General features: G+C 44.8%; 21 protein-coding genes and 1 pseudogene. 7 read left to right on the top strand and 15 right to left on the bottom strand.

Annotated elements, in window-relative coordinates; genetic code table 11:
- Nucleotides 1–161: 161 nt before the first annotated feature.
- The 4 genes from QUA56_RS06840 to QUA56_RS06825 all read right to left on the bottom strand — a co-directional run bounded on the left by QUA56_RS06840 (nucleotide 162) and on the right by QUA56_RS06825 (nucleotide 3,217).
- Nucleotides 162–713, bottom strand: coding sequence for a DUF3124 domain-containing protein (locus QUA56_RS06840; RefSeq protein ID WP_333354895.1), 552 nt, complete (start codon nucleotides 711–713; stop codon nucleotides 162–164).
- Between the two features lie 78 nt (nucleotides 714–791).
- Nucleotides 792–2,072 carry a HAMP domain-containing sensor histidine kinase gene (locus tag QUA56_RS06835; protein WP_333354893.1) on the bottom strand — a complete coding sequence of 427 codons (1,281 nt, stop codon included), beginning with the start codon at nucleotides 2,070–2,072 and terminating at the stop codon, nucleotides 792–794.
- 18 nt (nucleotides 2,073–2,090) lie between these two features.
- Entirely contained in the window at nucleotides 2,091–2,768 is a 678-nt protein-coding gene (gene rppA, locus QUA56_RS06830) for a two-component system response regulator RppA (RefSeq protein ID WP_333354891.1), read from the bottom strand.
- Between the two features lie 65 nt (nucleotides 2,769–2,833).
- Nucleotides 2,834–3,217 (bottom strand): nuclear transport factor 2 family protein, encoded by a 384-nt coding sequence (locus QUA56_RS06825; protein WP_333354888.1) that lies wholly within the window; start codon nucleotides 3,215–3,217, stop codon nucleotides 2,834–2,836.
- Nucleotides 3,218–3,546: 329 nt separating this feature from the next.
- On the opposite strand from QUA56_RS06825, the gene QUA56_RS06820 reads away from it, so the two are divergent.
- Together QUA56_RS06820 and QUA56_RS06815 are read left to right on the top strand one after the other, a co-directional pair.
- Nucleotides 3,547–3,870: a YnfA family protein gene (locus tag QUA56_RS06820; RefSeq protein WP_333354886.1), complete on the top strand. Its 324-nt coding sequence runs from the start codon at nucleotides 3,547–3,549 to the stop codon at nucleotides 3,868–3,870.
- Between the two features lie 123 nt (nucleotides 3,871–3,993).
- Nucleotides 3,994–4,380: a hypothetical protein gene (locus QUA56_RS06815; protein ID WP_333354883.1), complete on the top strand. Its 387-nt coding sequence runs from the start codon at nucleotides 3,994–3,996 to the stop codon at nucleotides 4,378–4,380.
- Between the two features lie 260 nt (nucleotides 4,381–4,640).
- On the opposite strand, the gene QUA56_RS06810 is transcribed toward QUA56_RS06815, so the two are convergent.
- Entirely contained in the window at nucleotides 4,641–5,045 is a 405-nt protein-coding gene (locus tag QUA56_RS06810) for a BON domain-containing protein (protein WP_333354880.1), read from the bottom strand.
- 341 nt (nucleotides 5,046–5,386) lie between these two features.
- On the opposite strand from QUA56_RS06810, the gene QUA56_RS06805 reads away from it, so the two are divergent.
- Nucleotides 5,387–8,098, top strand: coding sequence for a cation-transporting P-type ATPase (locus QUA56_RS06805; RefSeq protein ID WP_333354878.1), 2,712 nt, complete (start codon nucleotides 5,387–5,389; stop codon nucleotides 8,096–8,098).
- A gap of 81 nt (nucleotides 8,099–8,179) precedes the next feature.
- On the top strand, nucleotides 8,180–8,707 hold the full coding sequence (locus QUA56_RS06800) for a hypothetical protein (RefSeq protein ID WP_333354875.1): 528 nt from the start codon (nucleotides 8,180–8,182) through the stop codon (nucleotides 8,705–8,707).
- Between the two features lie 837 nt (nucleotides 8,708–9,544).
- Here the strand turns inward: QUA56_RS06800 and QUA56_RS06795 are convergent.
- From QUA56_RS06795 to QUA56_RS06770, 6 genes and pseudogenes are all read right to left on the bottom strand, one after another.
- Nucleotides 9,545–11,089: a response regulator gene (locus QUA56_RS06795; RefSeq protein WP_333354872.1), complete on the bottom strand. Its 1,545-nt coding sequence runs from the start codon at nucleotides 11,087–11,089 to the stop codon at nucleotides 9,545–9,547.
- Nucleotides 11,089–17,016 (bottom strand): AAA family ATPase, encoded by a 5,928-nt coding sequence (locus QUA56_RS06790; protein ID WP_333354868.1) that lies wholly within the window; start codon nucleotides 17,014–17,016, stop codon nucleotides 11,089–11,091. The genes QUA56_RS06795 and QUA56_RS06790 overlap by 1 nt, the downstream gene beginning before the upstream one ends.
- A gap of 299 nt (nucleotides 17,017–17,315) precedes the next feature.
- Complete coding sequence (locus QUA56_RS06785) at nucleotides 17,316–17,477, bottom strand: hypothetical protein (protein ID WP_333354866.1); 162 nt, start codon at nucleotides 17,475–17,477, stop codon at nucleotides 17,316–17,318.
- Nucleotides 17,478–17,652: 175 nt separating this feature from the next.
- Entirely contained in the window at nucleotides 17,653–18,729 is a 1,077-nt protein-coding gene (locus tag QUA56_RS06780; RefSeq protein WP_333354864.1) for an RNA-guided endonuclease TnpB family protein, read from the bottom strand.
- 81 nt (nucleotides 18,730–18,810) lie between these two features.
- Nucleotides 18,811–19,399: pseudogene (locus tag QUA56_RS06775) on the bottom strand (IS607 family transposase).
- Between the two features lie 33 nt (nucleotides 19,400–19,432).
- Nucleotides 19,433–19,633: a hypothetical protein gene (locus tag QUA56_RS06770; protein ID WP_333354861.1), complete on the bottom strand. Its 201-nt coding sequence runs from the start codon at nucleotides 19,631–19,633 to the stop codon at nucleotides 19,433–19,435.
- 100 nt (nucleotides 19,634–19,733) lie between these two features.
- Between QUA56_RS06770 and QUA56_RS06765 the strand changes: the two genes are divergently transcribed.
- Nucleotides 19,734–21,347 (top strand): sodium:proton antiporter, encoded by a 1,614-nt coding sequence (locus tag QUA56_RS06765; RefSeq protein WP_333354857.1) that lies wholly within the window; start codon nucleotides 19,734–19,736, stop codon nucleotides 21,345–21,347.
- On the opposite strand, the gene QUA56_RS06760 is transcribed toward QUA56_RS06765, so the two are convergent.
- Together QUA56_RS06760 and gatC are read right to left on the bottom strand one after the other, a co-directional pair.
- Nucleotides 21,304–22,020, bottom strand: coding sequence for a TrkA family potassium uptake protein (locus tag QUA56_RS06760; RefSeq protein WP_333354855.1), 717 nt, complete (start codon nucleotides 22,018–22,020; stop codon nucleotides 21,304–21,306). The genes QUA56_RS06765 and QUA56_RS06760 overlap by 44 nt on opposite strands.
- 49 nt (nucleotides 22,021–22,069) lie before the next feature.
- Nucleotides 22,070–22,351, bottom strand: a complete 282-nt coding sequence (gatC, locus tag QUA56_RS06755; RefSeq protein ID WP_332978921.1) for an Asp-tRNA(Asn)/Glu-tRNA(Gln) amidotransferase subunit GatC — start codon at nucleotides 22,349–22,351, stop codon at nucleotides 22,070–22,072.
- A 32-nt stretch (nucleotides 22,352–22,383) separates the two neighbouring features.
- Between gatC and QUA56_RS06750 the strand changes: the two genes are divergently transcribed.
- Nucleotides 22,384–22,527, top strand: a complete 144-nt coding sequence (locus QUA56_RS06750) for a hypothetical protein (protein ID WP_333354852.1) — start codon at nucleotides 22,384–22,386, stop codon at nucleotides 22,525–22,527.
- A 78-nt stretch (nucleotides 22,528–22,605) separates the two neighbouring features.
- Here the strand turns inward: QUA56_RS06750 and QUA56_RS06745 are convergent, their stop codons facing one another.
- Nucleotides 22,606–23,127, bottom strand: a complete 522-nt coding sequence (locus tag QUA56_RS06745; protein WP_333354849.1) for a photosystem I assembly protein Ycf3 — start codon at nucleotides 23,125–23,127, stop codon at nucleotides 22,606–22,608.
- A gap of 609 nt (nucleotides 23,128–23,736) precedes the next feature.
- Between QUA56_RS06745 and QUA56_RS06740 the strand changes: the two genes are divergently transcribed.
- Nucleotides 23,737–25,041 (top strand): hypothetical protein, encoded by a 1,305-nt coding sequence (locus QUA56_RS06740; protein WP_333354846.1) that lies wholly within the window; start codon nucleotides 23,737–23,739, stop codon nucleotides 25,039–25,041.
- A gap of 630 nt (nucleotides 25,042–25,671) precedes the next feature.
- On the opposite strand, the gene QUA56_RS06735 is transcribed toward QUA56_RS06740, so the two are convergent.
- The gene (locus tag QUA56_RS06735) at nucleotides 25,672–26,271 is read right to left on the bottom strand and encodes a class I SAM-dependent methyltransferase (protein ID WP_333354843.1); all 600 of its coding nucleotides are present in this window, start codon (nucleotides 26,269–26,271) and stop codon (nucleotides 25,672–25,674) included.
- Nucleotides 26,272–26,431 lie beyond the last annotated feature (160 nt).

Below are 26,431 nucleotides of genomic sequence, written 5' to 3'. Positions count from 1 at the left end.
TACCCAGTAATCACTTCAGGGTTGAATTTTTAAAATTTATAACCATCAATTCTATTTAAAGACCTGCGGAATGTGGGATTAAATATTTTGACAGCAGTTCGTCAATAGCTTCTAGACTAGTCGCAAACTACCTTCTAGAGCAGTAAGCTAATCTCCTAAAATCATTTCTTCATCCTGTGTTGCTTGAGAACTTTAGCGGGACTAACAAATGAAATGCCCTGAGAAAAAGAGGTACTGATCATGACAGCTTCAATGACAGGCTCATAAACCGTTTTTTCTGCAACCCACTCCACAATAAAGTTGGCACCTGAGCCTCCACTTGTATCATTTGCTGCAATGAAAAAGTTTGTGGAAGCAAGCGGCTTGAGTTCTACAGGACTTTTAATATCCTGCCTAATCAATTGCCCATCGGTATCGTAGTAACGCACAGAAGTGATAATAATCGAATTTGTCAGATCCGTATTGCGAATACTGAGCGTGGCTGACAACTCCATCACATCATCCTGGCTATTGTAGTGATAAATATGCGAGTAAATAGGGACATATAGGGTTTGTCCCATCACAACTTTTGTTTTATCTAACGTGACCGATCGCAGTGAGGTTTCACGTTTTATATCAGGTTGTTGCTTTTGTGAGGTAGTTTGCTCTGAACAAGAGGTAATGACGATCGCGACGATCGCCCAACCAACCCAGAAATCATGTTTCAGCTTCATCGGCATTCATCCAAATACACCACATACATTGCAGTTACGTCTAAAGCAGAGTGCACCTTCTCTCTCGTTTGAGGCGGCTTAGTCATAAGGTTTGAGCGGCAGTTCAATCTGAAACGTTGAGCCTTTGCCCACTTCACTCGTCACATGAATTTTTCCACCGTGGGCCTGGACAATCTGTTGGACGATCGCTAACCCTAGTCCAAATCCACCACTATCGAGCGATCGCTCAGTGTCCACCCGATAGAAGCGATCGAAAATATAGGGTAAGTCCGCTTCTGAAATACCGATTCCCGTATCGATTATCTGAATAACTGCCAAATTGGAATGAAGAACTAGGCGTATCTTTACAGTTCCGCCAACGGGAGTATATTTACAGGCATTGTAAAGCAAGTTTTCGACTACTTGCCGCAGCAGATCGGGGTCGGCCAATAATTCAATCCGCTGTGCCGGTGATTCGCAGGTAAGTTTGATATTTTGGGGTTCTGCAAGTGCGACAAACTGGGTTGCTAAATTGCTCAGCAACTCGTTGAGATTGATTAACTTGAGCGATTCCGGCGCAAGTCGCCCTTGATGACGAGCCAACAGCAGTAAATTATTCACCAGCGCTCCCATTGATTTTGCGCTATCTACAATGTTTTCTAAGGGAGGATGGTAACGCGAATCATCAGCCGCGATGAGCAACCCAAGCTGGGCATTAGTGAGGATGGCAGAGAGGGGCGATCGCAACTCGTGAGAGGCATCGGCTGTAAAGCGTTGAAGCTGTTGGTAAGCTTGCCGAATCGGTTGCATGGCCAGCCCACTGAGAAACCAACCTGTGAGGGCAATTAAGCCCAGTGTCAGCGGGACAGCGAGAGTTAGCACAATCAGAAGCTCAGTGAGCCTGTTTTGAGTTTCTGTCAGGGGAGTTGCAACCTGAAGATAGCCAAGCACCCCGGTTCTGCCTTCGACTGGTAATGTCACCTGACGCAGCCAGATCCCTTTTCCCAAAAGTGGATCGGTCGATCGAACAGTCAGATAACCAAAGGACGTATTTAACTGCTCTGGGGAAGGAGTCCCAAAAAAACGAACGAGCCGCCTTTGTGCGTTATACCACCGCACGTAAATCAGATCTTCTGCAACGGGATGAGACCCGCTGCCTAACAACGGGACATGACTCAGATCGACCTGGTTCTGGTTTTGGCGAACTTCATAATACACGCTGGCAGCCATGACTCTAGTTTTGTCATATAGCAGTAGGTCAACGGCTTCTAGTTTATCTTTTACCTCAATCTGGTAAATCACCCCCGCAAACAGCACGAGAATGCTTCCCATTGAGAGGGTGAACCAACGAGCCAAATTGCGACGACTTTGATTGAACACGGCTTGCCTTTACGATCGTTACTTTTCAGGGGAAGTCAGGCGATAACCCATACCGTAAATGCTATCAATCCAGTCGGCGGCTCCTACAGCCTGCAAGCGTTGGCGGAGTTTGCGAACTAGAACAGTGATCGCATTGCTCTCTGGTTCAGTCCCCCATTCCCACACGGCTTGTTCAATCTGATTCCGAGTCAAAACTTGCCGGGGATGGCGCATAAAATACTCCAACAACTGAAACTCGCGACTGGAGAGGGAAACGGTTGCACCTTGCCGCTCAACGGTAAGACTATCGAGGTGGAGGTGCAGATCCTCAAGGCTGAGCGTATCTCCTTGCCAAAGGGGCGATCGCCGTCTTAAGGCCCGGACTCGTGCCATGAATTCAAGCAAATCGATCGGTTTCACCAGGTAATCATCTGCGCCTGCGTCCAACCCGGTCACTTTTTCAGTCGTGGTGTCTCTTGCCGTGATCATCAAAACCGGAGCTGTTTTCCCTGCAGCTCGATACTGACGGCAGAGATTTACCCCACTGATATGTGGCAACATCCAGTCCAGGATCAACAAATCATAGTCTTTTTCTGATAACAGCCACTGCGCCGTCTCTCCATCTTTTACCCCATCTACGCTATGTCCTGCTTGAGACAGCACTGTTTGTAGCGGCATCAGTTGCTTTGGGTCGTCCTCCACAAGTAGGATTCTCATAATATTTCCTTAATTTGGCTTATAAACAATGAGAATTGCTGTGATGGCAGAGAAGTTTGAACTGGTTAGGACTCTGGGGTGGACGATGGAAGTGGACAGACTTCCATAGCTTGAATCAAGCCGTGCTCGAGGGTGAATCGATGACCCACGTGCTCATCGACAAGAACTGCTCCAGCCAAGTCACGCACGACCTGATGCACATCGACCAAAATGCGCCCGATCTCCTCCGAGTAAAAGGAAACCGGCTCGACGTGCGGATCGATCTCGCTCCATTGCTCCGTCCAGTAAGCGCGAACTTCTTCAGGCCCACGGACAAAACCGCCTTTGAACGCTTTCGGCCAAGCCACGTCCGGAGTCATGAGGGCAAGGGCAGCGTCAATGTCTCGCGCGTTGAAGGCTGCGTAAGCCGCATGGAGCAGTTCGATTAGGAGTGCAGGTTGATCTGACATAAGTTGATCTGACATAAGAGGTATGGTGAGACCAGGTCTCATTATGCAAGATTATGAGAGTGATTCCCATCCAAACTCGCTATTTTGAGGAATTTCGGTATCTGAAACCCTTATTCCCTCGTTAGCAATCTAGGCTTGAAAGCTCAATTTATAGTGCCAGGGTTTCAAAATGAGAATTGCTGTTGATATGCTGATGAAATTTACCTACAGCAGATTCCACGTTTATGAAGTACCCCGCCTATCGTTCTATCCCCGTAGGGACACGGCATTGCCGTGTCCCTACACTTCATCAACCTGGAATACGCTGTATTTTAAGTATTAATCTAAAAATGCCAACACTTGCTTTTTTTCTACTTGCAGCTTTAACAGAAATCTGTGGGTGTTACGCTTTCTGGGCATGGGTGAGACTTGAAAAGAGTATTTTGTGGATTGTTCCAGGCATTTTAGCTTTAATCTGTTTTGCGCTTTCTCTAACTCAAGTCAATGCTGCAAACGCTGGAAGAGTATATGCTGCCTATGGCGGTATTTACATTCTTGCATCTCTGTTTTGGTTGTGGCTCATTGAAGGAGTCAAGCCAGATAAGTGGGACTTACTTGGTGTTACAATTTCTCTGATTGGAACCGTTGTAATTTTGTTCGGCCGACATCGCTGATTGGTGCTTATATCGAACTCGAATAGTTTACGCATCTCCCTTGAGTAGGATTTCAGCAGAGCGATCGCTCCACTAAAGTGCAAATAGATCGCGGGCCAAGCGTTTAAAACAAATGGGTGTACTATGTGGCAGGTTACTAAACGTTGGCTAAAAGCATCAGGCGCAGAGTTTTGGTTGCCGCTACCGTTTGTGGCGATCGCGTTTTGGGTTGGTTCCAGTTTCCTAATGGCTCAAGAATTACAACAACCCCAGATCGCAAAGAATAAACTTCAGGCAGATACCCAGCTTAAAGCAACGGTGTCTGTCAATATATTGCTGATCAACGCGGTGATTAACCGAAAACAAGGAACAACCCTGGTTTCGGTAGAAACAGCAGAACCCATTTTGAAGCGATTGGAATTAAAATTGCCAATGACTGACGCAACCCAGATAGAGGCAGCGATCGCCCAAGAACTCCAGTTATCGCGTCAAAATGTTCGCCAGTTAGTCCGTTACGAGATCGTGGAATAAGTTTATTGTTTCAATTTATTATGTCGCAAAAGTGCGTCGCTCGATAATATTTGCCAGCAGCGAGAGTTGTTCGTGGCGACGCACCCTACGCAATCGGGATGATCGAGGGCTTTTCTTCCCCGGATTTGGTATTACCCCCTGCAGTCGTGTCGCAAAAGTGCGTCGCTCTTAAATCTTTGCCAGCATCGAGAGTTACTCGCGGCGACGCACCCTACGCAATCTGGATGATAAAGGGGATATCTAACCCGGATTTAGTATAACTACTGAATGACGATTTCGTTATTTATCGAAATATTCGGTGCAACTTGCCGAGCGACTTGTTCGGCCAAGGCTTTTTGTTCTGCCGTTTGAACGCGCCCGGTTAACACAATTGAATTACCCCGATCGTCTGCGTCCAAATCGAAGGGTTTGAGGGTGCTATCGGAGTCCAAGGCATCTTCTACGCGATCGGCAATATCGTCAATATCTTGATTCTGAGCCGTCTGTGCGGTCGTGGTTGCAGGCGCAGGAGCGGTTGGAGCAGTCGTATTTTCAGTGGCAATTGTGGGAGCAGAAGTAGATGGAACAGTTGTCTGTGAAGCATTGGGCGGGTTGCAAGCAGCTAAACCCAAAATAGCAGCAGTGCTGACGCTGATTCCTTTTGCAAATAGCATTGATAATTGCATATTCTTTGTCTGTTTTGTTTGTTTTGAAACGCAATTTTGCCGATAAACCTCAGCATGAAGTCTTCGATTATCTCAACTTAACAAGTGAGTGTACGATAGTTCATCCATCAAAAGTAATGCTTTTTACAACTCTATTAAAAGGCAACAATAAATCAAATCCAGTGAACTAAGGTTTGCAAGTCCATAAGCTATCTCAATCCCTTCTCTGCCTAAGTCTAGGGAGCAAATGTGATCCAAATGTGAGTAACAGAAATCAGTAGATCATTTTTCCCTCACATTCATCAATGACGCTAGAAACAAGACGAAACAACAGACAAGCACTTGGCTTGACAATAAGCGTTATGACTGCAACGAATGTAGAAAAATTACTAGAACACTCTTGGCATCACCTCTCCGTGGAGAAAGTGGCTCGGCTTTTAGAGAGTGACCTTGAAATAGGCCTATCTTCCGATGTGGCAGCAGAGCGGCGCGATCGCCTCGGCCCCAATCAACTAACGGCTCAGAAGCCGCAAAGTGCTTGGCTGCGATTTCTTCAGCAACTGAATCAGCCGCTAATCTACATTTTGTTAGCTGCTGGGATAGTTACAGCATTTCTGAAAGAGTGGATTGATTCAGGGGTAATTTTGGGGGTGGCTCTAACGAACGCCACCATTGGTTTTGTTCAAGAATCAAAGGCAGAAAATGCGATCGCCGCTCTGGCAAAATCAGTTACCACCGAGGCAACTATTTTCCGCCACGGTCAAAAGGAGGTAGTTTCTTCCAGCGAACTGGTTCCTGGCGATCTGGTGTTGCTGTCTTCTGGTGATAAAGTCCCTGCGGATTTGCGGCTGATCGAAATCCGCCACCTCCAGATCGATGAGTCAGGGTTGACGGGAGAATCTGTCCCGGTGGAGAAAAACTCCCAGGCGCTAGAGGCAGACGCTTCACTGGCAGAACGCACGAACATGGCCTATACCGGCAGCCTGGTAACGTCTGGACAGGGACGCGGACTGGTTGTGGCTATTGGCGAGATGACCGAGACCGGACACATCTCCCAACTGATGCAACAAAGCACCACCTTGGAAACCCCACTGACTCGCAAAATTGACAAATTTAGCAAAACCTTGCTGTACGTCATTTTGGGCTTGGCTGCCTTCACCTTTGCTGCAGGCATTGCCCGAGGATTCTCCTGGATTGAGGTGTTCAAGGCTTCTGTGGCGCTGGCGGTCAGCGCGATTCCTGAAGGCTTACCCGCGATTTTAACGGTCACGCTGGCGATCGGGGTTTCCCGGATGGCAAAGCAGCACGCCATTATTCGCAAACTACCGGCAATTGAGACGTTGGGTAGCACCACTGTGATTTGTTCGGACAAAACCGGAACCTTGACTGAGAATCAAATGACGGTTCAAGAGATCGATGCAGGAGGAAAGCGTTATCGGGTTAGCGGTGGAGGATATGCACCAGATGGGGAAATTTCTGTCAATGGACACTCCGTTGACCTGGCGATCGCACCTGCTTTATATGAATGCTTGCAAGCTGGACTTTTGTGCAATGATTCCTATCTAGACGTGCAAGACGGGAACTGGACTGCGATCGGCAACCCGACGGAAGGGGCGCTAGTTGCAGTCGCTTACAAAGCTGGGTTAAGCGACAAACTAACGCAGGCGCTTCCCCGGCTCGATACCCTGCCGTTTGAGTCTCAGTTTCAATACATGGCAACCCTGCATAATAATCGTCCAGAACGCTTGATTTATGTCAAGGGTTCAATTGAGGCAATTCTCCAGCGGTGTCACCAGATGCTTGATGCAGACGGAGAGGCGATCGCCCTCAACTCGGCGCAAATCGAGCAAACTGTAGAGAGAATGGCGAAAAAAGGGCTACGAGTTCTAGCACTTGCCAAGAAAGTTGTCTCCGCCTCTCAATCTGCCATTGAGCATTCTGACATTGAACAGGATTTAACGTTTCTGGGGCTGCAAGGCATGATCGATCCACCTCGCCCCGAAGCCATTCAAGCGATTCAAGCCTGTCGATCTGCGGGAATTCAGGTCAAAATGATCACGGGCGACCATGCCAAAACAGCAGCAGCGATCGCGCACCAAATGGGACTAAATCAAACCCAAGAGGCTCCTGTTTTCACGGGTCAAGAACTCGCTCAAATGAATCAGCAGGAATTAGCCAATGCTGTTGAACAAAGCTGTGTATTTGCGCGAGTCGCACCCGAACAAAAGCTCCGCATTGTCGAAGCACTTCAGTCTAAGGGCGAGATTGTGGCGATGACTGGAGATGGAGTTAACGACGCTCCCGCCTTGAAGCAAGCTGACATTGGCATAGCGATGGGCATTACAGGTACTGAAGTTACAAAAGAAGCAGCGGATATGCTGTTGACAGACGACAACTTTGCTTCGATTGAGAAAGCAGTTGAGGAAGGACGCACGGTTTATAAGAATCTGCTGCGGGCGATCGCTTTCATCCTACCCGTGAATGGTGGCGAGTCGATGACCATCTTGATTGCCGTACTTCTGGCAACCCCACTGCCCATTTCGCCGATACAAATTCTCTGGCTAAACATGGTTAGTTCAGTTGCTTTAAGCTTACCGTTGGCATTTGAGCCACCTTCTGTTGATGTCATGCAACAGCCGCCTCGACCCACTAACGAACCGCTGCTGTCTCGCAGGCTGATCGCCCGAATTCTGACAGTTTCACTCTTTAACTGGATTGCGATTTTTGGAACGTTTGAATGGATCGTCCAAACCACAGGCAACGAAGCCTTAGCTCGGACGATGGCAATTCAAGCGTTGGTTGCCGCAGAAGCCTTTTACCTGTTAAGTATTAGCCGCTTTGTTCCGGCGCTGGTCGCGAAGTTACGCGGTAAAGATGAATCGGTTGGCTACGCGGTAGCGATCGGCCTTGGGAGCGTTTTCATTCTCCAATTCCTGTTTAGCCAATGGGGTATTATGAACCAGCTATTCGACACTGAAGCCTTAAGCCCGATCCAGGGTTTGATTTGCGTCGGATGCGGACTGCCCATGCTTGCTCTGTCAGCTTTGCTAAAGCGTTTTGCACCTCTTAATTAGGTTGCTTTTGTGGGGCGTTAGTTCCGATTGTCTTTCTAGACTGCCCTTCAAATTTACGCCGTTAAATATTCAATTTTTATCATGACTTCCCAAAATCTCAAACGTGCTAGCGGCCTATTTACTAATCATCGAAACGCAGAGCAGGCGCTAGTTGAACTAAAAAGCAGGGGCTTCCCCATGCACAAGATTTCAGTGATTGCTAAACCTTCAGACAATGATGATTTGGACTCTCTGGGCGTGCAGCAAATTTTAATGACAAGAGCAGCAGGCGCACAAGTAGGCGCGATATACGGCAGCATACGACTAGGTTCACTAGCCTTAATTGTTGGACTCAGCAGCCTGCTAATTCCCGGTATTGGTCAGGCATTAGCGGTGGAAAGCATTTTAGCAACTTTCTTTGGAAGTGGGATTGCTGCAACTGCTGGCGGTCTATATGGCGCACTTCAAGGATGGTTGGTGCCAGAAGAACAAGCAAGAATTTACAATGACAGATTTAATCAGGGAGATTATTTGATCGTCATGGAGGCAAGAGAAAATGAGATCGTGATTGCTGAACCTGTCCTTAAACGTTGGGAGATTCTGACGTGGCGTGTCTGTGATGCTAACTGAATCCAAGGTAAGAAAGGACGATTACCCTACTCCCAGACAAGACAATTAGCTCTGGTTTCTCTTTGATGAATTCGCCAACGGTATCCTTTTAAACCCAGGGCTTTTTCATTCTCAGGAAAACCAGGGTTTTGTCGGGTAGTGCCAAAAATGCCGACCCTCCCCATCCATGAGGGCAACCGCGGGGGGATTGCCCGTACAGGTGTTTGGTGGGATTGAGGCAGCCACTATACGCTGCCCCCTACAATAGAATGAAACAGCCCTGCGAAGCGGGGAACTTAAGCTTAATTGTCACCAATGGCCGCAGGCATCGCACCCACATACAGCAGATTGCAAGCTTACAGATGACAGTAGCAGCATTTAGCAAACCAGTTTTTTAGATGTTGAGGATTGATTAAATCGAGTGATTCGGGAATTAATGTATAGCGGTTCGAGCGAAAGATGAGGTACGTAGTTGGGCTTCAGCCCTCAAGCGTCTGGGTGGTTATGTAAGCTGTCAGTCATACCTCATCTTTTTGAGAAAGGCTATATCAATCATTTTTGTTTTGGTTGGATAAAACATACGCAGAAAAGACTTAAGTTGCGACCAATATAATTCCATGATACTGATGCTTTGTCAGCTTTTAGAACAGCTATATTTTATATAGCAATCCTCGCATCTGTCGCAAAATCGATCGAGACCAGAATCCTTGCAGTGCGAGCCAGAAAGCTCGCGTATAATGCAAGCAAATCATTTAGGATTGCTATTGATTTGTGCGCTGGTTGCAATAAAACATAGATGTATTTACTGCCTGTAAAGCCAGTTTGGAATTTATTTGGGTAAAATTTGTTTAAGTCCCGCTAAGAAATTCTCAAAGCTGTTTCAGACATCGGAATCAAATTGTTAGCAAAAAATCGCTGGTGAATTGGAATATCAATAATAAACTTTGCCCCCTGATTAGGAGCTGAAATACAATTGAGCTGACCGCCATGTTTATCCACTACAATCTGATGGGAAATTGACAACCCAATACCGATGCCCTTCCCAAGAGGTTTAGTAGTAAAAAATGGCTCAAATAGGTGTCTGCTGATATCTTCTGTCATCCCAGGCCCGTTATCCTTAATCTGGATTAATACCCGATTGCTTTCCGTGACTTCAGTGCGAATGAAAATCTTAGAAGGATTAGCTTTCATTTCACTTAACGATCGCGTCGCATTGTAATCATCTAGGGCATCAATAGCATTAACGACAAGATTCATAAACACCTGGTTAAGCTGACCAGCATAACACTCTACCAGAGGCAGATTGCCGAATTCTCTGACCACCTCAATCGGAGGTCGATCGCCCCTTCCTTTAAAGCGGTTATGCAAAATTAACAGAGTGCTATCAATACCCTGGTGAATATCCACTGGTTTCATCTCAGATTCATCCAATCGCGAGAAGATTCGCAGCGACTGAACAATCTCGCGAATCCGGTCTACACCTACCTTCATTGACATCAGCAGTTTAGGCAAGTCTTCCACCAAAAACTCCAGTTCGATATCGTCTATTTTTTCTTCAATTTTTGGCCCCGAAACGGGGAATTCCTGCTGATAAAAATTCACGAGTTCAATCAGACTTTTGGTATAGTCATGGGCGTAAGAAAGATTCCCATAAATGAAATTAACGGGATTATTGATTTCATGGGCTACACCTGCAACAAGCTGACCTAGAGAAGACATTTTTTCGCTCTGCACCAGTTTAGTCTGGGTCAATTGCAATTCGCGAAAGGCTTTTTCTAAGGATTGAGCTTGGGTTCGCAATTGAGCTTCCGATTCCTGCAATCCCGCCTCTGCTTGCAGACGCTCTTGAATCTCCTGTTTGAGCAATTGATTGGATTGGAAAAGTTCAGCAGTCCTTTCCTCAACTCGCCTTTCCAACTCCGATGCCAGCTTCAAAAGGGAGGCCTCGGCTTTCGCACGCTGTTCGATTTCTCCTTCTAAGCACACATTCTTTTCTAGGATTTTCTTCGATAGGTTGCGGAGCTTCAGATGGACATTAACGCGAGCTAAAACCTCTTCATGTTGAAGAGGCTTAGTGATATAATCCACAGCACCAAGACTCAAACCTTTAACCTTATCCACTGTATCCGCAAGAGCCGTCATAAAAATCACGGGAATGTCTCTCGTTAAATCATTGGCTTTCAAACGGCTGCAAGTTTCAAACCCATCTATTCCCGGCATAAGCACATCCAACAGGATCAAATCGGGCGCGGCATATTCGACCTTCTGGAGAGCACTTTGCCCATCCCTAGCTACCAATACTTTGAACCCATAATCAGCCAAAAAATCGAACAGGACACCTAAATTAGTCGGGGTGTCATCTACGATTAAAATTGTGTTTTGTTCGGGTAGTTCATTATTCATTATTTTGCAGTCCTATATTGCTTAATAAACTCCAAGATTTGTTGTTCTTCAAATCCTTTCACTAACTGGCGCAGATGGGTAGCAAAGGGCCCCCACTGTTCATTAAGTTGTTCTAGCTTTTTAGCTCGCTCCCCAATGGCTCGCAGATCGCCCATCATCGCTAGATTGAATAAAGCGGCGATTTCGTCATCGGGGGGGGCTACAATTTCCGAGGTTAGAGATTTTTTTTCTGCTTCTGCTTTCCTGATTTCTTCCAAATTATCTTCATAGATCCATTCTAACCCTAAATGAGTACGTAATTTTTCTAAAAGCTCCTCTATTCGGATAGGCTTGGGAATAAAATCATTGCAACCTACATCAACACTTTGTTGTTTATCGAAATCAAAAACGCTGGCAGAAGTAGCAATCACTACTAACTTAGTCTGACCTTGTGATTTGCGAATCCGGCGGGTCGCTTCTAAGCCACTCATTATTGGCATCATCAAGTCCATTAAGATACAGTCGGGTTGAAACTCCTGCGCCTTGTTTAAACAGTCCTGACCCTCCGTTGCCTCCATCAGTTCAAAGCCTAAAGGCTGAAGCATTCCCAGCATCATCGAGCGATTCTGCCACTTGTCATCAGCTATGAGAATTTTTCGCTTTCCGCCTTTGAAACCAACGATGACGTGAGCATTTGCTTTAGCTGCATTAGTCGCCCATTCCGATACCTCTGGTAAATCTAAATCGAAGAAGAAAATGCTCCCTTGTCCTAATGTACTCTTCACCTTTATTTCACCGCCCATCATCTGGACTAATTGGCGGCTAATTGCCAGTCCTAATCCTGTTCCTTCAATCTTAAGGTTGGCCTCTCCTACTTGGTGAAAAGGCAAAAATATGTCTTGCAATTGCTCTAATGCCATACCAACTCCGGTATCTTCCACTTGAAACCGGAGCTTGGCATCCTGATATCCTACTTTGAATGCCACTCCGCCTTGTTCGGTAAACTTAATCGCATTGCCGAGTAAGTTGATTAAAACTTGCCGCAACCGTTTTTCATCACCCTCGACGGCAAGAGGTAGTTTGGTAATTGGCTCGTAAATCAGGGAGATTCCCTTTTGTTCTGCCCGAATATTGCAAATTTCAGCAATGCCTTCCAAAAATTCTGAGAAAGGGAAATTACTCAGGTGAATTTCCATTTTTCGGGCTTCGATTTTGGACAGGTCTAAAATATCGTTAATTAGGGTTAAGAGGTGTTCGCCGCACTGATTAATTACGTTCAGACCATCTTTTTGCTGCTCACCCAAGTTTTTTTGTCGTTTGAGGATTTGGGTGTAACCCAAAATACCATTAAGTGGGGTTCGGAGCTCGTGGCTCATATTAGCAAGAAACTCACTCTTGGCAGAGTTGGCGGCTTTCGCTAATTCTTCTGCTTTTTGTAAATGGATATTTTTTTCTTGTAACTGTTGCGTTCTTTCTGCTACCTTTGCTTCTAAACTTGCGTTTGCTGCTTCCAAATCGTTATAGAGACGGGCATTTTCAATTGAAATAGCTGCTTGAGAAGATAAAAGTTGTAAAACTTCTAAACGATCTGGAGTAAAAGCACCAGTTGTGAGATTATTTTCTAAGTAAAGAAGGCCAGTAAGTTTTCCTTGATGGACGATGGGAGTACATAATACTGACTTGGGTTTTTGATTGACGATATAAGTATCTGCCGTGAAGGTTCCCTCACAAGTCGCATCGTTTAATACAACATTTTCCTGAGTTCTGGCAACATAGTTAATCAAAGATATGGGTAGTTGCTGACTTTTTTCTACGGGGATTGTTTGCAGCACTTCTACATCGCTATCTATGGTTCCGTAAGCTTCAATTAGTAGATTTCCAGCTTGTTCTAAAATGAAAATGCCACTTTGAGCACCCGCATTCTCGATCGCAATTTTCATCAATTTTGCCAACAGCTTACTCAGCACAATTTCACCAGAAAGAGCTTGAGATGCTTTGATCACAGTAGCTAAATCTAGAGATCCTGCACTCCCTCCACTCGTCGAAGTAGTGGTCATACCGACCTGGCTACGTTGAGTTTCTGGCTTGGCTATCCGGGAAAGTATTTGAGGATATCTGGCTTCCAAATCTTTGACTATAGCTTTAGCTCCCCAGCGAATATATCCGTAGTAAGCATCGGTTAAATAAACCCGAGCAATTTTATCTTTAGAGCGGGACAAATAAAATTCTGCCGCCAGTTCGTTTGCTAATGCTTCTTCTTGGATATATCCCTGTTCTTTGGCTTTTGCTATGGCGCGATCGTAATAATCGCTAGCTTCTAAATGTTGTCCCAAAATCCGCGCTTTTTCTGCTTCTACTAAGTCATACTTATGCTGGAAGTTGCACGGCGCATGAAACGCCCAAGTCTTCATTTTTTCTTGGTTTGCTGCTACTTCACTTAAATATTGTTCTTTCTGGCTTGGCTGTGCTTTTGGATGCAGTGCTAGAAGGGCAAGAGAATGGTAGAAGTTGTAGAGGGCATTCTGCTTCAATCCCACGCCGTAGCTGGCATATTCTGAGACTAAATTCGCGCTGGCTACTGTTCCTTCGTAATCTTTAAATGAATAAAGAAGAATTGTTTGGGCGACATAGTAAAAAAAGAGCAGAGTCCCATTGCTAGACTCTCGGAACACGGGCACCATTTCTTCTTCATTAAAACTCTCGCCAATCAACCGATATTTATCTGAGGCTTTGCCGAGAAAATTCTTAACTAATTGCTGGTAAATTTTGATGCCAAAAGTATCGTAATCTTGCTTAGCCTTGATGGTAATAGCGACATATTTTGTCTGTTCGCGTTCAACTTTTTCCAGTTCTTCTCCGCAGAAAAAGATTAGATAAGAATAATTGAGAACACTATGACAAGCACAGTCTAAATCTCCGACTTCAAAGCCACTGTGCATTCCAGCAATTAAAGGTTCTAAGCTATTCCTCTTAGGCTCTTTCCAGAATCTGACAAGAGCGTTAAATATTAAATGTACCTTACACTTAAGTGAGTTCGCCTCAAATTTTTCCAACAAAACAACAGCCAGTTTGCCAAATTGATATCCAGAATCTATATCCCCCATTGGCCCACATAGAAGAGACCCATAAAAAACGTATGCGTAAGCGGATTCGGGCGAGTTGCCATACTTGACAGACAAATTTATCATCGTAAATACAATCGACGGCAGCATTGCCCCATTGCCAAGATAAGCCGCGATTACGATGCTTGTTAATATCCGCATGGCCGCAAGTTTATTAATATCTGTCATTGGCTGCAGATCGACTAAATCGTCAATAATCAGTTCTTGGGGGGGTTCTTGCTCCAGGTAAACGCCGAACATTTCCAGAACGCTAATGCCAGTATCTATGCCTGATTGGGCCCGGTTTTCAGCAATATAAAACTGAATTTTAAGTTCATATACCTTGATTTTTTCTAGGAGTGTTTTTGCTTGTTTGATGATGACATCAGACAACTGTTGCGATCGCTCAAAGTTGGTGGTTATAAATTCTGCTTCTGCTGCTTCTAAATAGAGGTTTAAAGTCAGCTCATATTGACTCTCCCAGCTATCCTCCGCGAGAAGTCCCAAACCCACATTCAAATATTTGACAGCCGACTCATAAGCTGTTGCTGCTTTGGCTTTCTGTCCGGCGATCAGATTGAGTTCTGCCAGCTCATATCTTTCCAACTCCAAAGTGAGTAAATCGGTGCCGTAATTTAGTTGGTTAACCAGTACAAAGATATTTTCTTTTTGTTCTTCTGGCGTTGTGGAATGTAGCAGTAGTAGACCGATTTTTAGGTGAGTTTCTTTTTTTTGCTCGTCGGGGATCAGACAATAAGATGCCTGTTGCACTCGGTCGTGCAAAAACTTATAAATGACATCAAACTGCTCAGTTGACTTTTCTTTCGATATTTCTGAGTCAAATAGCAGGGGGATTTTGTAGGAATTATTTAGCGGCAGAACGAAACCAGCTTGTAGCGCTTCCCATAAATCTCTTGCCGTCTCTGACTGAGATTGTTTATTAGCAATTGCCAAAACTTCTAAACTAAATATGTCTCCAATACAGGCAGCTAATTTTAAGACATTCTGCGTCTGGGACGACAGCTTTTGAATTTGGCTGACCATCAATTCGACTACATTATCGCTGATATCAATGCCTTGAAGCAGTTGGATATCCCACTGCCAGCAAACTCGATCGAAATCAAAGGATAGGATTTTGTCTTGATAAAGGGATTTGAGAAGTTGAGTTAAAAAGAAAGGATTGCCCTGGGTTTTATTAAAAACTAACTCAGACAGGGGCAAAACTTCAGAAATTTGACTGCGAAGGGTTTCGCTGACTAACTGGTTGACATGGGAGATTTCTAAAGCTTGGAGGATAATATTATTGACTACCGCATTGGTCTTTTGAATTTGCTCTAAGGTATAAATTAAGGGATGAGTGGCACTGACTTCATTATCCCGATAAGCCCCAATTAATAGCAGATATTTACTATCTGGATCGGTCATAATTAGCTGGATAAGCTTGAGCGAAGCTGAATCGGCCCACTGCAAGTCATCCAAAAATATCACTAGGGGGTGTTCGGCTTTACTAAACACCTGTATAAATTTTTGAAACACTCGATTAAATCGGTTTTGAGATTCAGTCGGTCCCAAGGTCGGAACCGCAGGCTGTGGATCGACAATCTTTTCTACTTCGGGAATAACATCAATAATAATTTGCCCATTGGCACCAAGTGCTTCGAGAATTTTAGCTTTCCAAATTGCTATTTGAGCGGAACTTTCAGTTAGCAGTTGCCGCATCAATCCTTGAAATGCTTGAATTAAAGAAGCATAAGGAATATTTCGCTTGAATTGGTCAAATTTACCAGAAAGAAAATACCCTCGCGCTGCCACTATAGGTTTATCAACTTCGTTAACCAAGGAAGATTTGCCGATACCTGAATAACCGGAAACTAGCATCATTTCCGTTTTCCCACCACTGACGCGAGCGAAGGCTTCTAGCAAACTAGCAACTTCTCTTTCCCGTCCATAGAGTTTTTGCGGAATCAGAAATTGGCTGTAGGAATCTAGTTGACCTATAATAAAGTGGCAAATCTCTCCTGAAGAAAGCATCTGCTGGCAGGTTTCTAAGTCAACCTTTAGTCCCAAAGCACTTTGATATCTATCTTCAGCGGTTTTAGATAATAATTTCATTACGATCTCAGAAACTGCATCCGGGATTTCTGAAATTAGTTCTTTCGGTGGTATTGGTGCTTTAGCTATATGGCAGTGAACGAATTCTAGAGGGTCTTTTGCGGAAAAAGGTAGCTTACCCGTCAGCATTTCATAAAATGTAACACCAAGGGAGTAAAAGTCGGTACGGTAGTCCACTGTGCGGTTCATTCTGCCGGTTTGTTCCGGCGACATATAAGCGAGAGTTCCTTCTAATAAGTTGGGATTGGTGACAGTTTGATTTTCTCGCTCTAAGAGAGAAGCAATGCTAAAATCAATGATTTTTACTTCTTTTGTCTCTGGGTTAATTAGGATATTTTGGGGCTTAATATCTTTATGGATCACATTACTGTGATGAATCTCTCCTAGAGTGTTTGCTAACTGAATGCCGATTTTGAGAAATGCGTTTATAGCCAAGGATTGATTTTTGAGAAAATCTTTTAAAGATTGACCGCTAAAATTTTCTACTATCAGCGCTAAGCCGTTATGATAGTTTTCTAAGGCTATGGGCTTGACTATTCCTTCACTTTCTAAATGTCTGAGAATTTTATGTTCGTGTCTTAAGCGGGAAATTTCTTCGATTGTCGGATGCTCGGCCTTAAAGGTTTTGACGATCGCGGAGGTTCTATCAACGTGTCTTGTGGCGCGATAAATAATAGTATTGACACTTTCGTAAATGGCTTCGCTTAGGTTGTAACCGAAAATGCTAGTGGTCATCTGCGTAATTTCACTAATAAGAAATTGAAGAGCAGGCGGTATTCTGAGTAGGTATACTGATATTTATGACCGGATTAAAAAAATCTTCTAATGCACTACAAATAAGTATAATCTAAGCTTTTTAAATATTTTTTTAAATTTAACAAATCTAAATATAAAAAAAACTAATAGTTGTCCGCCAGTATGAATATCTAGAGCCTTTATCATAAAGAGGAGGTACAATAAAAACAGTAACTCAACCAGATTAAAAGATTTTATAATGTAACTTAATGGACTGCGAAATCTATCGCTTTTCCTAATTATTGTACAGGTTTCCCATTACGCTCCTGAAGTCCTCCCCATTCCAGTGCATCCAGGCTCCAATAAGCAAGAGCAAAAATGAGAACCAGGCTAAGCGAAACGATCGTCAATTGCCAAAGGGCGAAAAGCCAGCGAGATTTTGCGGTGCGATCGGTTGTCATAACTATTTTCCGAAAATGAATAAACTGATTGCTCTGTGACAGCCCATCTCTTCTAGTAGGAAACTAGCTTCTAGAGCAGTGTGAGGTTTTACGCTGCTATACAAATACTAGACAAGTCTAGACATTGCTTCTTACTTCATCGGGAGCATGGGAGCGGCTATCCCTCAGTAAGCTTTCACGATGAAGCCCAACGTGATAAATTAATCGCTGCGTTTAAATCTCTGTCCATCGAATGACCACAACTTCCGCAGTTGTAAGTTCTTTCTTTCAGCGGCATATCTTGAATATGCCCGCAGTTTGAACAGGTTTTACTAGACGGAAACCAACGGTCAGCAACAATTACTTCACAACCAAACTTTTTAGCCTTGTATTCTAACTGACGTTTGAATTCATGAAATCCACAGTCAGCTATTACCTGTGCTAGCTTGTGGTTTTTCAGCATCCCAGAAATATTTAAATCTTCTACTACTATCGTTGCGTGGTTTTTGCATAAGTAAGTAGTGATTTGATGAAGAGTGTTTTTTCTGAGGTTTGCTATTAAAGCATGATGCTTTGCTAGCTTGCACTTTGCCTTGAATCTATTGCTGGAGCCATTCTCCTTCCTGGATAATTCCTTTGACAATCTACACAACTTACTTAAGTGGGTTTTGTAGTGTTTTGGATTCGGGAATACTACGCCAGTTGACAGCGTAGCTAGAACCTTGACCCCCAAATCGACTCCAGCAATCTCGTGACTCTTAACTGTTGGTTCATGACTCTGTTCGTAGGCGAACGCGATAAACCAACTGTCGGCAGTACGTGAAATAGTAATTGATTTGCAAGTAGTGTGAGGTAATCCTTCATAGGTTTTTACCCAACCGATTGTCGGCAGCTTGATAGACGTACCGCCTACAGGTATTGGTTTACCACTTGCGTCAATCGTGAAAGAGTCATGATGTCCCTTTTTCTTGAACTTGGGATATCCACCTTTCTTCGAGAAGAAACGAGAGAAAGCGTCACCTAGATTATCGAAGGCGTATTGAGTTATCTTCTGGCAGATCACCCTTTCTTTAATCCATGTAAACTCAGGTTTTACATGATTGTTGAAGAATTTCTTAAGTAGGTATTTGTTGGGCTTTAATCCATCTTTATAAAGGTGGCTCCAAGTAGCCAGTCCCCAGTTATAAGTAAACCGAGCTATTCCAGCGTGTTTGCTCATGACCGTTGATTGACTTTTGTTTAACTTTAACTTTGTTTTGATGGATAAAAGCATTGTTCGACCTCAACACTGTATTTATGTGTTCAATTCTGCCACCTCTTGTACGGGTTTGTCAATAGCATTTTTCAAGTTCTCCTAGATTTCCTTGGAGTAATTCCGCAGACCGTATAATCGGCAAAAAAACAGTGGATTATCGCCATCAAATCTTCTACTAATTCCTGCTGAGGAGACAAGGACTCCTGAGAAAGCGACTACAATTTCACATCCAACTGATACGGCAAGTTTTTGAATGAACTCAAAAGCAAAATGACACATTCTATCTTTGTGTGCAATTACTATTATTGATATTTCGCCTTTAAGCATTGACAGCATAATTGCTAAAAACTTTTTCCTTTTGAAGTTTAGTTCGCCACCAATTTCCGATACCCAGTCATCGACGGTCAACCCTCTACCCAAGCAGAAGGCAACCAAAAGCAAGTAGCTGATTTTTCAGTTCTGGCTTTTGGCCGCCCGACGACACTCGGCAGTAGACAATCGTTTTTCGCTTGGCTTCTGTGGGTTTCAAGCCGTTGGCTATTAAAAAGTCATCTTCTGTGTAAAATCGATGACCCGACAGGGTGCGCTTGGCCGGTAACTTAAGAGCGACATCCCAGCGCTGAAGGGTTTTTACTGATAGTCCAAGCTTTTTTGCAAATCGCGCAGGGTTTGAACATGGGACACCCAAGAGGTTTGTCTATAAGTGTACTATTTTGTCTATTTAATCGCTAGCTAGGTACTTGCTCTGTATTAGATTGTTGCCCTTGTCAGGCAGTTTGGGCACAACAAGAGGTAATGACGATCGCAGCGATATCAGATTGTTGTCCTTGTAAAGCAGTTTGGGATCGAGCAAGAGGTAATGACGATCGCGCCGATCGCCCAACCAGCCCAGAAATCCTGTTTCAGCTTCATTGGCATTCATCCAAACACAGCATAATATATTGCAGTTACGCCTACATCAGAGTGAACCATCTCCTGTAGACTCAAACGCAGGAAAGCAAGTTTATGGAGGAGCATCGATAATGCAGTGGATTGTAGCGCAACAACCCCCCCTAGGTAGCAGTTCCGCCATAGAAAGCCAAACGTCAGGAGCCATTCCACAACTGATCGTCATCTTGATCATTTTGCTGCTGCTTGCAACTGTTGTTGCTCTGGTAACCCAGCGGTTAAGAATTCCTTATGTTACAGGTTTGGTGTTGGCAGGGTTGCCAATCACAGAGGTTTTGTCCCGTCGAATTGGTTTAGACCCCTCTTTAGTATTAAATCTTTTCCTACCAATTCTGATTTTTGAAGCCTCGATCAATACTGATATCAGCCGTCTCCGCAGCACCTTTAAGCCGATCGCGCTGCTGGCGGGTCCAGGCTCGATCTTTTCCTCAGCAATTATCGCTGTTCTGGTTAAATTTGGGCTGGGGCTAGACTGGATTCCAGCGTTGCTGATCGGAGTCATTTTGGCAAACACGGATACAGTCTCGATGATCGCAGTTTTTAAGGAGCTCCGCGTGCCTTCTCGATTGTCTACCATTGTTGAGGGAGAAACTCTGTTCAATGATGCGGCTGCTCTAATTTCATTTAATTTGGTTTTGGTCATTTATTCGACAGGCTCTCTCACCGCTGTACAAGGCGTGAAAGAACTGCTCGTGGTTGCGTTAGGTGGGGCAGTGGTCGGGGGTGTTTTAGGTTACTTGAGCGTGCCGATATTTGTTCGCTTAAACGATCCGTTGAGTAGCCTTTTGCTAACCGTCGCTCTCGCATTGGGAACCTTCCAAATCGGACAATTTTTAGGCGTATCGGGCGCGGTGGCGGTGGTCATCACCGGACTTGTTTTTGGCAACCTCGGGCTGCCTCGCAGTTCGTCTGCCTCGGATCGGATTACCTTGCTGAGTTTCTGGGAATACGCTGGTTTTGGCGTCAATACGTTTATTTTCCTGCTGATTGGAATTGAAATTAACCCGCTGACGCTGTGGAGAATTTTGCCATCCATTTTATTGGTCATTCTGGCCTATCAACTGGGACGGATTCTCTCGGTCTATTTGTTATTAGCGGGGCTGCGCTGGTTCGATCGCCCCATTCCGCTACGCTGGCAGCACATTTTGGTTTTAGGGAATATTAAAGGGTCTCTCTCAATGGCCTTAGCTGTTGCGATTCCCTTGACCCTACCAGGACGCGATAACATTATTGCCCTGGTTTTCGGTGCAGTTTTATTCTCCTTGGTCGGACAGGGATTAAGTTTACCGTGGATAGTAAAACGGCTAAAAATTAGCCGTGTTTCTGATGTAATGCAGGAAGCTGGGCAGTTACAGATTCAGTTGATCGCTTCCAAAGCGGCTCAAGATGAGCTAGATAGTTTGCTGAAATCTGGCGTGTTGCCGAAGGCAGTTTACGAGGAGTTGTGGGCATCGTATCAAGCACGAGTAGCACACTCTGAGCGAGAGCTGCGCGATCTATACAATAAACATCGGGCCGGTCAAATAGAGGGCGATCGCAGCGGGCTAGATACGATTCGACGGCGATTGCTCCTAGCAGAAAAAGGAGCCGTTAGCGATGCGCTCCGCAAGCGAATTGTTCCAGAGGATCTGGTTCATCCTTACATCAAAGATTTGGATGAGAAACTTCTAACGTTGGCAGATGACTAGCGCGAATGCCTAGGTAATCAATCATGGGGTGAACTAGCTCTGGACGGGTGACGACGAGAATGGTAGAACCTGCTTCTAGAACAGTATTGCCGTTCGGAATCTCCAGATTGGCGCAGGAATGGCATTGATAACCAATAATCAGCGAACCTGTTGGAAAACGGGGGTCTTGAGCAATTTGAGCAACGGTGCGGCCTGCCACATTGCAATCGCCTGGAACTGGCAGCTTTAGCACCTCGACTTGCCCTTGTTCAAAGTGCATCATCGACTCGATTTGAGGGTATTCAATCGCATTTGCCATTGTTGCGACTGCCAAATCAATCGTGCTGATGATGTGACTGGCCCCGGCAAGTCGATAGGCTTCCATGAATTCGCGATCGCGCATTCGCACCACAATATGGGAAATGCCATAGCTCCTGGATAGGGTGATCAGCGCTAAATTCAGTGCATCATCCCTGAGTGATGCAACGACTGCGCTTGCTTGTTTAATTCCGGCTTCCAGAAGAACCGTTGTGCTAACTGCACTGCCTTCAAATGCCATCACTCCGATTTTTTCACGAGCAAAGCGACAGGCAAGCGGGTCAACATCAATGATGGCAACCGTATGACCGACTTTTAATAACTGCTGGGCTAAACCCAGCCCCATCATTCCTGCTCCACCAATTAATACGTACATGACTGACTGTCATCCCAAGAATGAACATTACAGATTTATCACTATAAAGCTACATAATCTTAGGAACTTTAAAAAACTCCCCATCGCGATCGGGAGCTCCCTCCAAAATACTTTCTCCGTTAGCAAAAGGTTGCAAATCGTCCGATCGCATTACATTGCTAACATCGATCGCCCGCGTTGTCGGCTGCACCTTACTCGTATCCAGTTCGCTCAACTGCTCAAAATAATCCAAAATACCGTTCAGTTGACCGGTAAACTGCTCTTCTTCTTCAGGCGTTAATTCCAATCTAGCTAAATTCGCTACTTTCCGAACTTCTTCTCTGTCAATCATAAAAATTGGGAATTGGGAATTGGGAATTGGGAATGGGGAATTGGGAATTGGGAATTGGGAATTGGGAATTGGGAATGGGGCATTTGGAATGGGGCATTTGGAATTGGGAATTTGGCCGAAAAGAATCGGGAATTGGGCATTTGTTATTTGAAAAACTCCTAACAAATAACCACTAACCACTAACTACTAACTATTACCGATTACCCATGCCCCATGCCCCATGCCCTATTCCCCATTCCCCATTCCCATCATAGTTAAAAATACACATCAATCTGCGATCGGCCACTCGTCTTCAGCCAATTTTGCACCTCAATGTAATTGTTCGGGGCCAAGCGAATAGCCTCCTTCCAATAATCTGCAGCTTTATCAAACAGCCCTTCCGCCACTTCAAAATTGCCAGCTTCCTTTTCCTTTTCCCCTTGATAGTGGTAAATCACAGCAATATTATTCAGCGCTTGCGGCATTCTCGGATTGAGCTCTAGGGCCTCGTCGTAATACTCCAAAGCTTTCTCGTGTTCGCCGTTGCTAGTATGGATCAGCCCCATATTGTACAAGACATAACTGCGATCGTAAGGATCTTCCTCCAGCTTCAGCGCTTCATGATAATTGTCCAGCGCTTCAGCATATTCGCCATCTGCTTGAGCTGACATACCATCCCGGTAATAAGCAAAAGCTTCCTTCGCCTGCTTTTTCGCCGGCATAATCTTCAGGATGATATCAGCCATTACCGTGAAACTTTTGTCAATAAAGTTATCGTTGCGTTGAGTTCTTGGCATATGCGATTCTTTGGTTAGCGACTAATCAGAAAAATTAGCCTGTAAAGTTTTCCAATTAATAATTGCGTAACTGTTTTAGTTGGCAGTTATGTTGAGGGCGCTAAAAAGTCTAGTCGATCGCAAGTGCGAACCTTAAAACACGCCCTTGGGTTTAACACCCGCGCAAGCTCTATCTATTTTATATAAGTCTTGCAAGACTTGCAAAAAAACTAGATTTCTTTAACATATCTCTGGCACTCTACACAAAACTTACAAAAACCCGCGCAGAAGGGAAAAGTTCTGCTGTAGGGTGCAGGGGCGATCCTCTTCGAGGGCTTTCCTTCGGATCGCTTCGCTCGCGCACCCTACTAACTGTACCCACAATCCCCCGCCGTTGGCCCTCAGAGCCAACAAGCACATAGCCAGCCGAGGCAAAATTCGATCGCAAAGTTTTATTAAGCTATCCGGGTTTAGCCAACACTTAAAAGTTATTCGGCAAAACACTAGCAATATTTGGCTCCAAAGTCAAGGGCAGCATCAAAAAAATTCAGAACCCCGATCGTCAAAACCAGCTCGAATTCCCGCAATATATAATAAAAATAACCGGGTAATTTTCACAGAGAGAAACCTATGGCTCCGAATCCCACCATTATGCAAGCCGTCGAACAACTGGGCTACCGCGTTACGGTTGGAGACGTGGCGGCAAAAGCTGGATTAGATGTCAATTTTGCCCAGCGAGAACTGTTAACCCTCGCCTCTGAAGCAGGCGGCAACCTGCAAGTAGCAGAATCCGGCGACATTGCCTACCTATTTCCCAAAAACTTTCGAGATATTTTGCGAAACAAATTCTTGCGCTTGCAGTTGCAGGAATGGTGGCAAAAAATCTGGCGAGTTTTATTTTACCTGATTCGGATATCTTTTGGCATAGTGCTGGTAGCTTCCATCCTGTTGATTTTTGTGGCTATAACTTTACTGCTCTCCAGTATGAACAGCGACAATAACGGGGGAGGAGGAGACGGTGGCGGCGGCGACAACAGAGGCGGCGGCTTTTTCTTTTTTCCCTACTTCTGGAACGACTTACCCTGGATATTTTACTGGAACCATAACGAACCTTACTACCAGCAGCAATCGCGCTTAACCGGCCAAAAACCCCAGATGAGTTTTCTGGAAGCAGTTTTCTCCTTTCTATTTGGAGATGGCAATCCCAATAACAATCTAGAAGAGCGCAAGTGGAGCGATATTGCGGTGGCAATTCGCAACAATCGAGGCGCAGTCGCCGCCGAACAAATTGCCCCGTATCTCGACAATCTCGGACAGGGATACGCGCGAGAATACGAAGAATATATGTTACCTGCTCTCGCCCGTTTTGATGGCCGCCCCGAAGTCAGTCCCGAAGGGCAAATAGTCTACCATTTCCCGCAATTGCAAACCACAGCCACCGAGAGAAATACTGAACCAGTAGCAGCTTATTTGCGAGAAATGCTGTGGCGTTTCAGCCAGGCCAGCTCGGGCCAAGTCATGCTCGCAGCAGGGTTGGGAGCCGTCAATCTTGTCGGTGCGTTAGTTTTAGGAAATTTATTAGCTAAAAGTGCGATCGCAGGTGGATTTATCGGTTTCGTCAGCGCTATTTATCCAATTCTCCTGATTTACGGTGTCGGATTTCTCGCAATTCCTTTAATTCGCTACTTCTGGATTCAGTGGAAAAATAGCAGGATAGAAGCCCGCAATCAAGAGCGGCAGCAGCGAGCAATGTTATTAAACGAACCAGATACCAACTTGCTCCAAAAACTAGCCTACGCCCGGGAATTTGCAGCAGAAAACGTTCTGACAGGAGAAGACTTAGCTTATACAACAGAAACCGAATTAACCCAACAAGAACTAGAACAGTCAGCCAAAATAGATGCCGAATGGCAGCGCAGGATCGATCGATTTTAGATTTTAGATTTTAGATTTTAGATTTAGCGGTTTTGAGCCACAATCTAAAATCGTCAGTTCAGGACTCATCAAGACCAAACAAATCGATTTTGTCAACCGCGACTAAGGGCTGCAACGAAGTATTTTTGTCCCTAAAACCAGGTTTCTGCTTTAGATTTTATATCGACTCCGGTAGCATCGGAATTAATATTACTCACAGTCAGGACACGGCACTGCCGTGTCCCTACCCCGATTAATTTTAGGGACTTAGGCACTGCCGTGTCCTCTATATCATTCCTATGCAACCGGAAACAACATTAGATTTTAGATTTTAGATTTAGCGATTTTGAGCCACAATCTAAAATCGTCAGTCCAGGACTCATCAAGACCAAACAAATCGATTTTGTCAAGCACGGCTAAGGACTGCAACGAAGTATTTTTGTCTCTAAAACCCAATACGCTTGGGTTAATGTTTTTTTAGTCATTGCGAGCTTTGGGCTCAGCATAAGCCCGAAGGGCCCGCACGCGCCTTCGGAGTATCTGTTTTTCACAGGGTTGGGTCTCCAGGAGTGTCTTATCCCAAGCGTATTGTGCCATAACCAATCATAAAAAACGGGCGATGAGTGCTGACACCTGTGTCACCCTGATTGGTTAGGTCTTCTGAGCAATGATGTAAACATGATTTTCAGGATATTGATCGTATTCGAGATGGCGGCAGGTGCAGTGATGCTCACTTATAATTCGTAGGAAAGCATCTACTCCCAAAGTGCTGTACTCGAAGTCCTGACCTTGAAATGACCCAGAAATTTCATTATTTGTATGTCCGCCACCACAGGTAAACAGGATTACTCCGTCAGACTCAAGAGCATTGCATAGCTTTTTCATCACAGGCTCTTGCATATTGAGCGGTAGATGAAAGGTGCTATCCCAAGCACAAATTAAGCTGTAAAGTTTTCCAGGAATCCAGTGGCAGATGTCTTCTACACAAAATGTGACTTCTGGATGCAATTGAACCGCTAAATCGATCATTTCTCTAGAAATATCAAGTCCTTCCGGCTGAAATCCCTGCTTGGATAAGATGTCGATAAAACGTCCGCTACTTCCACACCCTACATCAAGGGCTGAGTGCCTTCTAGAAGTAAATTGGATTGCCCGCTCCAATTGGGCAATTCCGTATGATGAATTTTGATGCTTAATCTGCCACCATTGGGCAATTAAATCGTATCGGGCTGCTAGCTCTTTTGGCTCCATATATAGCAATCCTAAATGATTTGCTTGCATTATACGCGAGCTTTCTGGCTCGCACTGCAAGGATTCTGGTCTCGCTCGATTTTGCGGCTGATGCGAGGATTGCTATAGTAACCTAACGATGCACATCCTCTGTCACAGAGTTTTTCTGGCTATATTTCAA

The sequence above is a fragment of the Microcoleus sp. N3A4 genome (assembly GCF_036701805.1).
Lineage (GTDB): Bacteria > Cyanobacteriota > Cyanobacteriia > Cyanobacteriales > Microcoleaceae > Microcoleus.
This window is presented reverse-complemented; position numbering and strand designations above follow the sequence as displayed.

Bases quoted from the DNA above. Each gene is read 5' to 3' on its own strand.
- QUA56_RS06825 (WP_333354888.1), bottom strand. From the start codon at position 3,217: ATGTCAGATCAACCTGCACTCCTAATCGAACTGCTCCATGCGGCTTAC.
- QUA56_RS06745 (WP_333354849.1), bottom strand. From the start codon at position 23,127: ATGCCAAGAACTCAACGCAACGATAACTTTATTGACAAAAGTTTCACG.
- QUA56_RS06735 (WP_333354843.1), bottom strand. From the start codon at position 26,271: ATGGAGCCAAAAGAGCTAGCAGCCCGATACGATTTAATTGCCCAATGG.
- gatC (WP_332978921.1), bottom strand. From the start codon at position 22,351: ATGATTGACAGAGAAGAAGTTCGGAAAGTAGCGAATTTAGCTAGATTG.
- QUA56_RS06790 (WP_333354868.1), bottom strand. From the start codon at position 17,016: ATGACCACTAGCATTTTCGGTTACAACCTAAGCGAAGCCATTTACGAA.
- QUA56_RS06800 (WP_333354875.1), top strand. From the start codon at position 8,180: ATGACTTCCCAAAATCTCAAACGTGCTAGCGGCCTATTTACTAATCAT.
- QUA56_RS06750 (WP_333354852.1), top strand. From the start codon at position 22,384: ATGGGGAATTGGGAATTGGGAATTGGGAATTGGGAATTGGGAATGGGG.
- QUA56_RS06760 (WP_333354855.1), bottom strand. From the start codon at position 22,020: ATGTACGTATTAATTGGTGGAGCAGGAATGATGGGGCTGGGTTTAGCC.
- QUA56_RS06810 (WP_333354880.1), bottom strand. From the start codon at position 5,045: ATGCAATTATCAATGCTATTTGCAAAAGGAATCAGCGTCAGCACTGCT.
- QUA56_RS06840 (WP_333354895.1), bottom strand. From the start codon at position 713: ATGAAGCTGAAACATGATTTCTGGGTTGGTTGGGCGATCGTCGCGATC.
- QUA56_RS06785 (WP_333354866.1), bottom strand. From the start codon at position 17,477: ATGACAACCGATCGCACCGCAAAATCTCGCTGGCTTTTCGCCCTTTGG.
- QUA56_RS06765 (WP_333354857.1), top strand. From the start codon at position 19,734: ATGCAGTGGATTGTAGCGCAACAACCCCCCCTAGGTAGCAGTTCCGCC.
- QUA56_RS06805 (WP_333354878.1), top strand. From the start codon at position 5,387: ATGACTGCAACGAATGTAGAAAAATTACTAGAACACTCTTGGCATCAC.
- QUA56_RS06815 (WP_333354883.1), top strand. From the start codon at position 3,994: ATGTGGCAGGTTACTAAACGTTGGCTAAAAGCATCAGGCGCAGAGTTT.
- QUA56_RS06820 (WP_333354886.1), top strand. From the start codon at position 3,547: ATGCCAACACTTGCTTTTTTTCTACTTGCAGCTTTAACAGAAATCTGT.
- QUA56_RS06795 (WP_333354872.1), bottom strand. From the start codon at position 11,089: ATGAATAATGAACTACCCGAACAAAACACAATTTTAATCGTAGATGAC.
- QUA56_RS06780 (WP_333354864.1), bottom strand. From the start codon at position 18,729: ATGCTTTTATCCATCAAAACAAAGTTAAAGTTAAACAAAAGTCAATCA.
- QUA56_RS06770 (WP_333354861.1), bottom strand. From the start codon at position 19,633: ATGAATGCCAATGAAGCTGAAACAGGATTTCTGGGCTGGTTGGGCGAT.
- QUA56_RS06740 (WP_333354846.1), top strand. From the start codon at position 23,737: ATGGCTCCGAATCCCACCATTATGCAAGCCGTCGAACAACTGGGCTAC.
- rppA (WP_333354891.1), bottom strand. From the start codon at position 2,768: ATGAGAATCCTACTTGTGGAGGACGACCCAAAGCAACTGATGCCGCTA.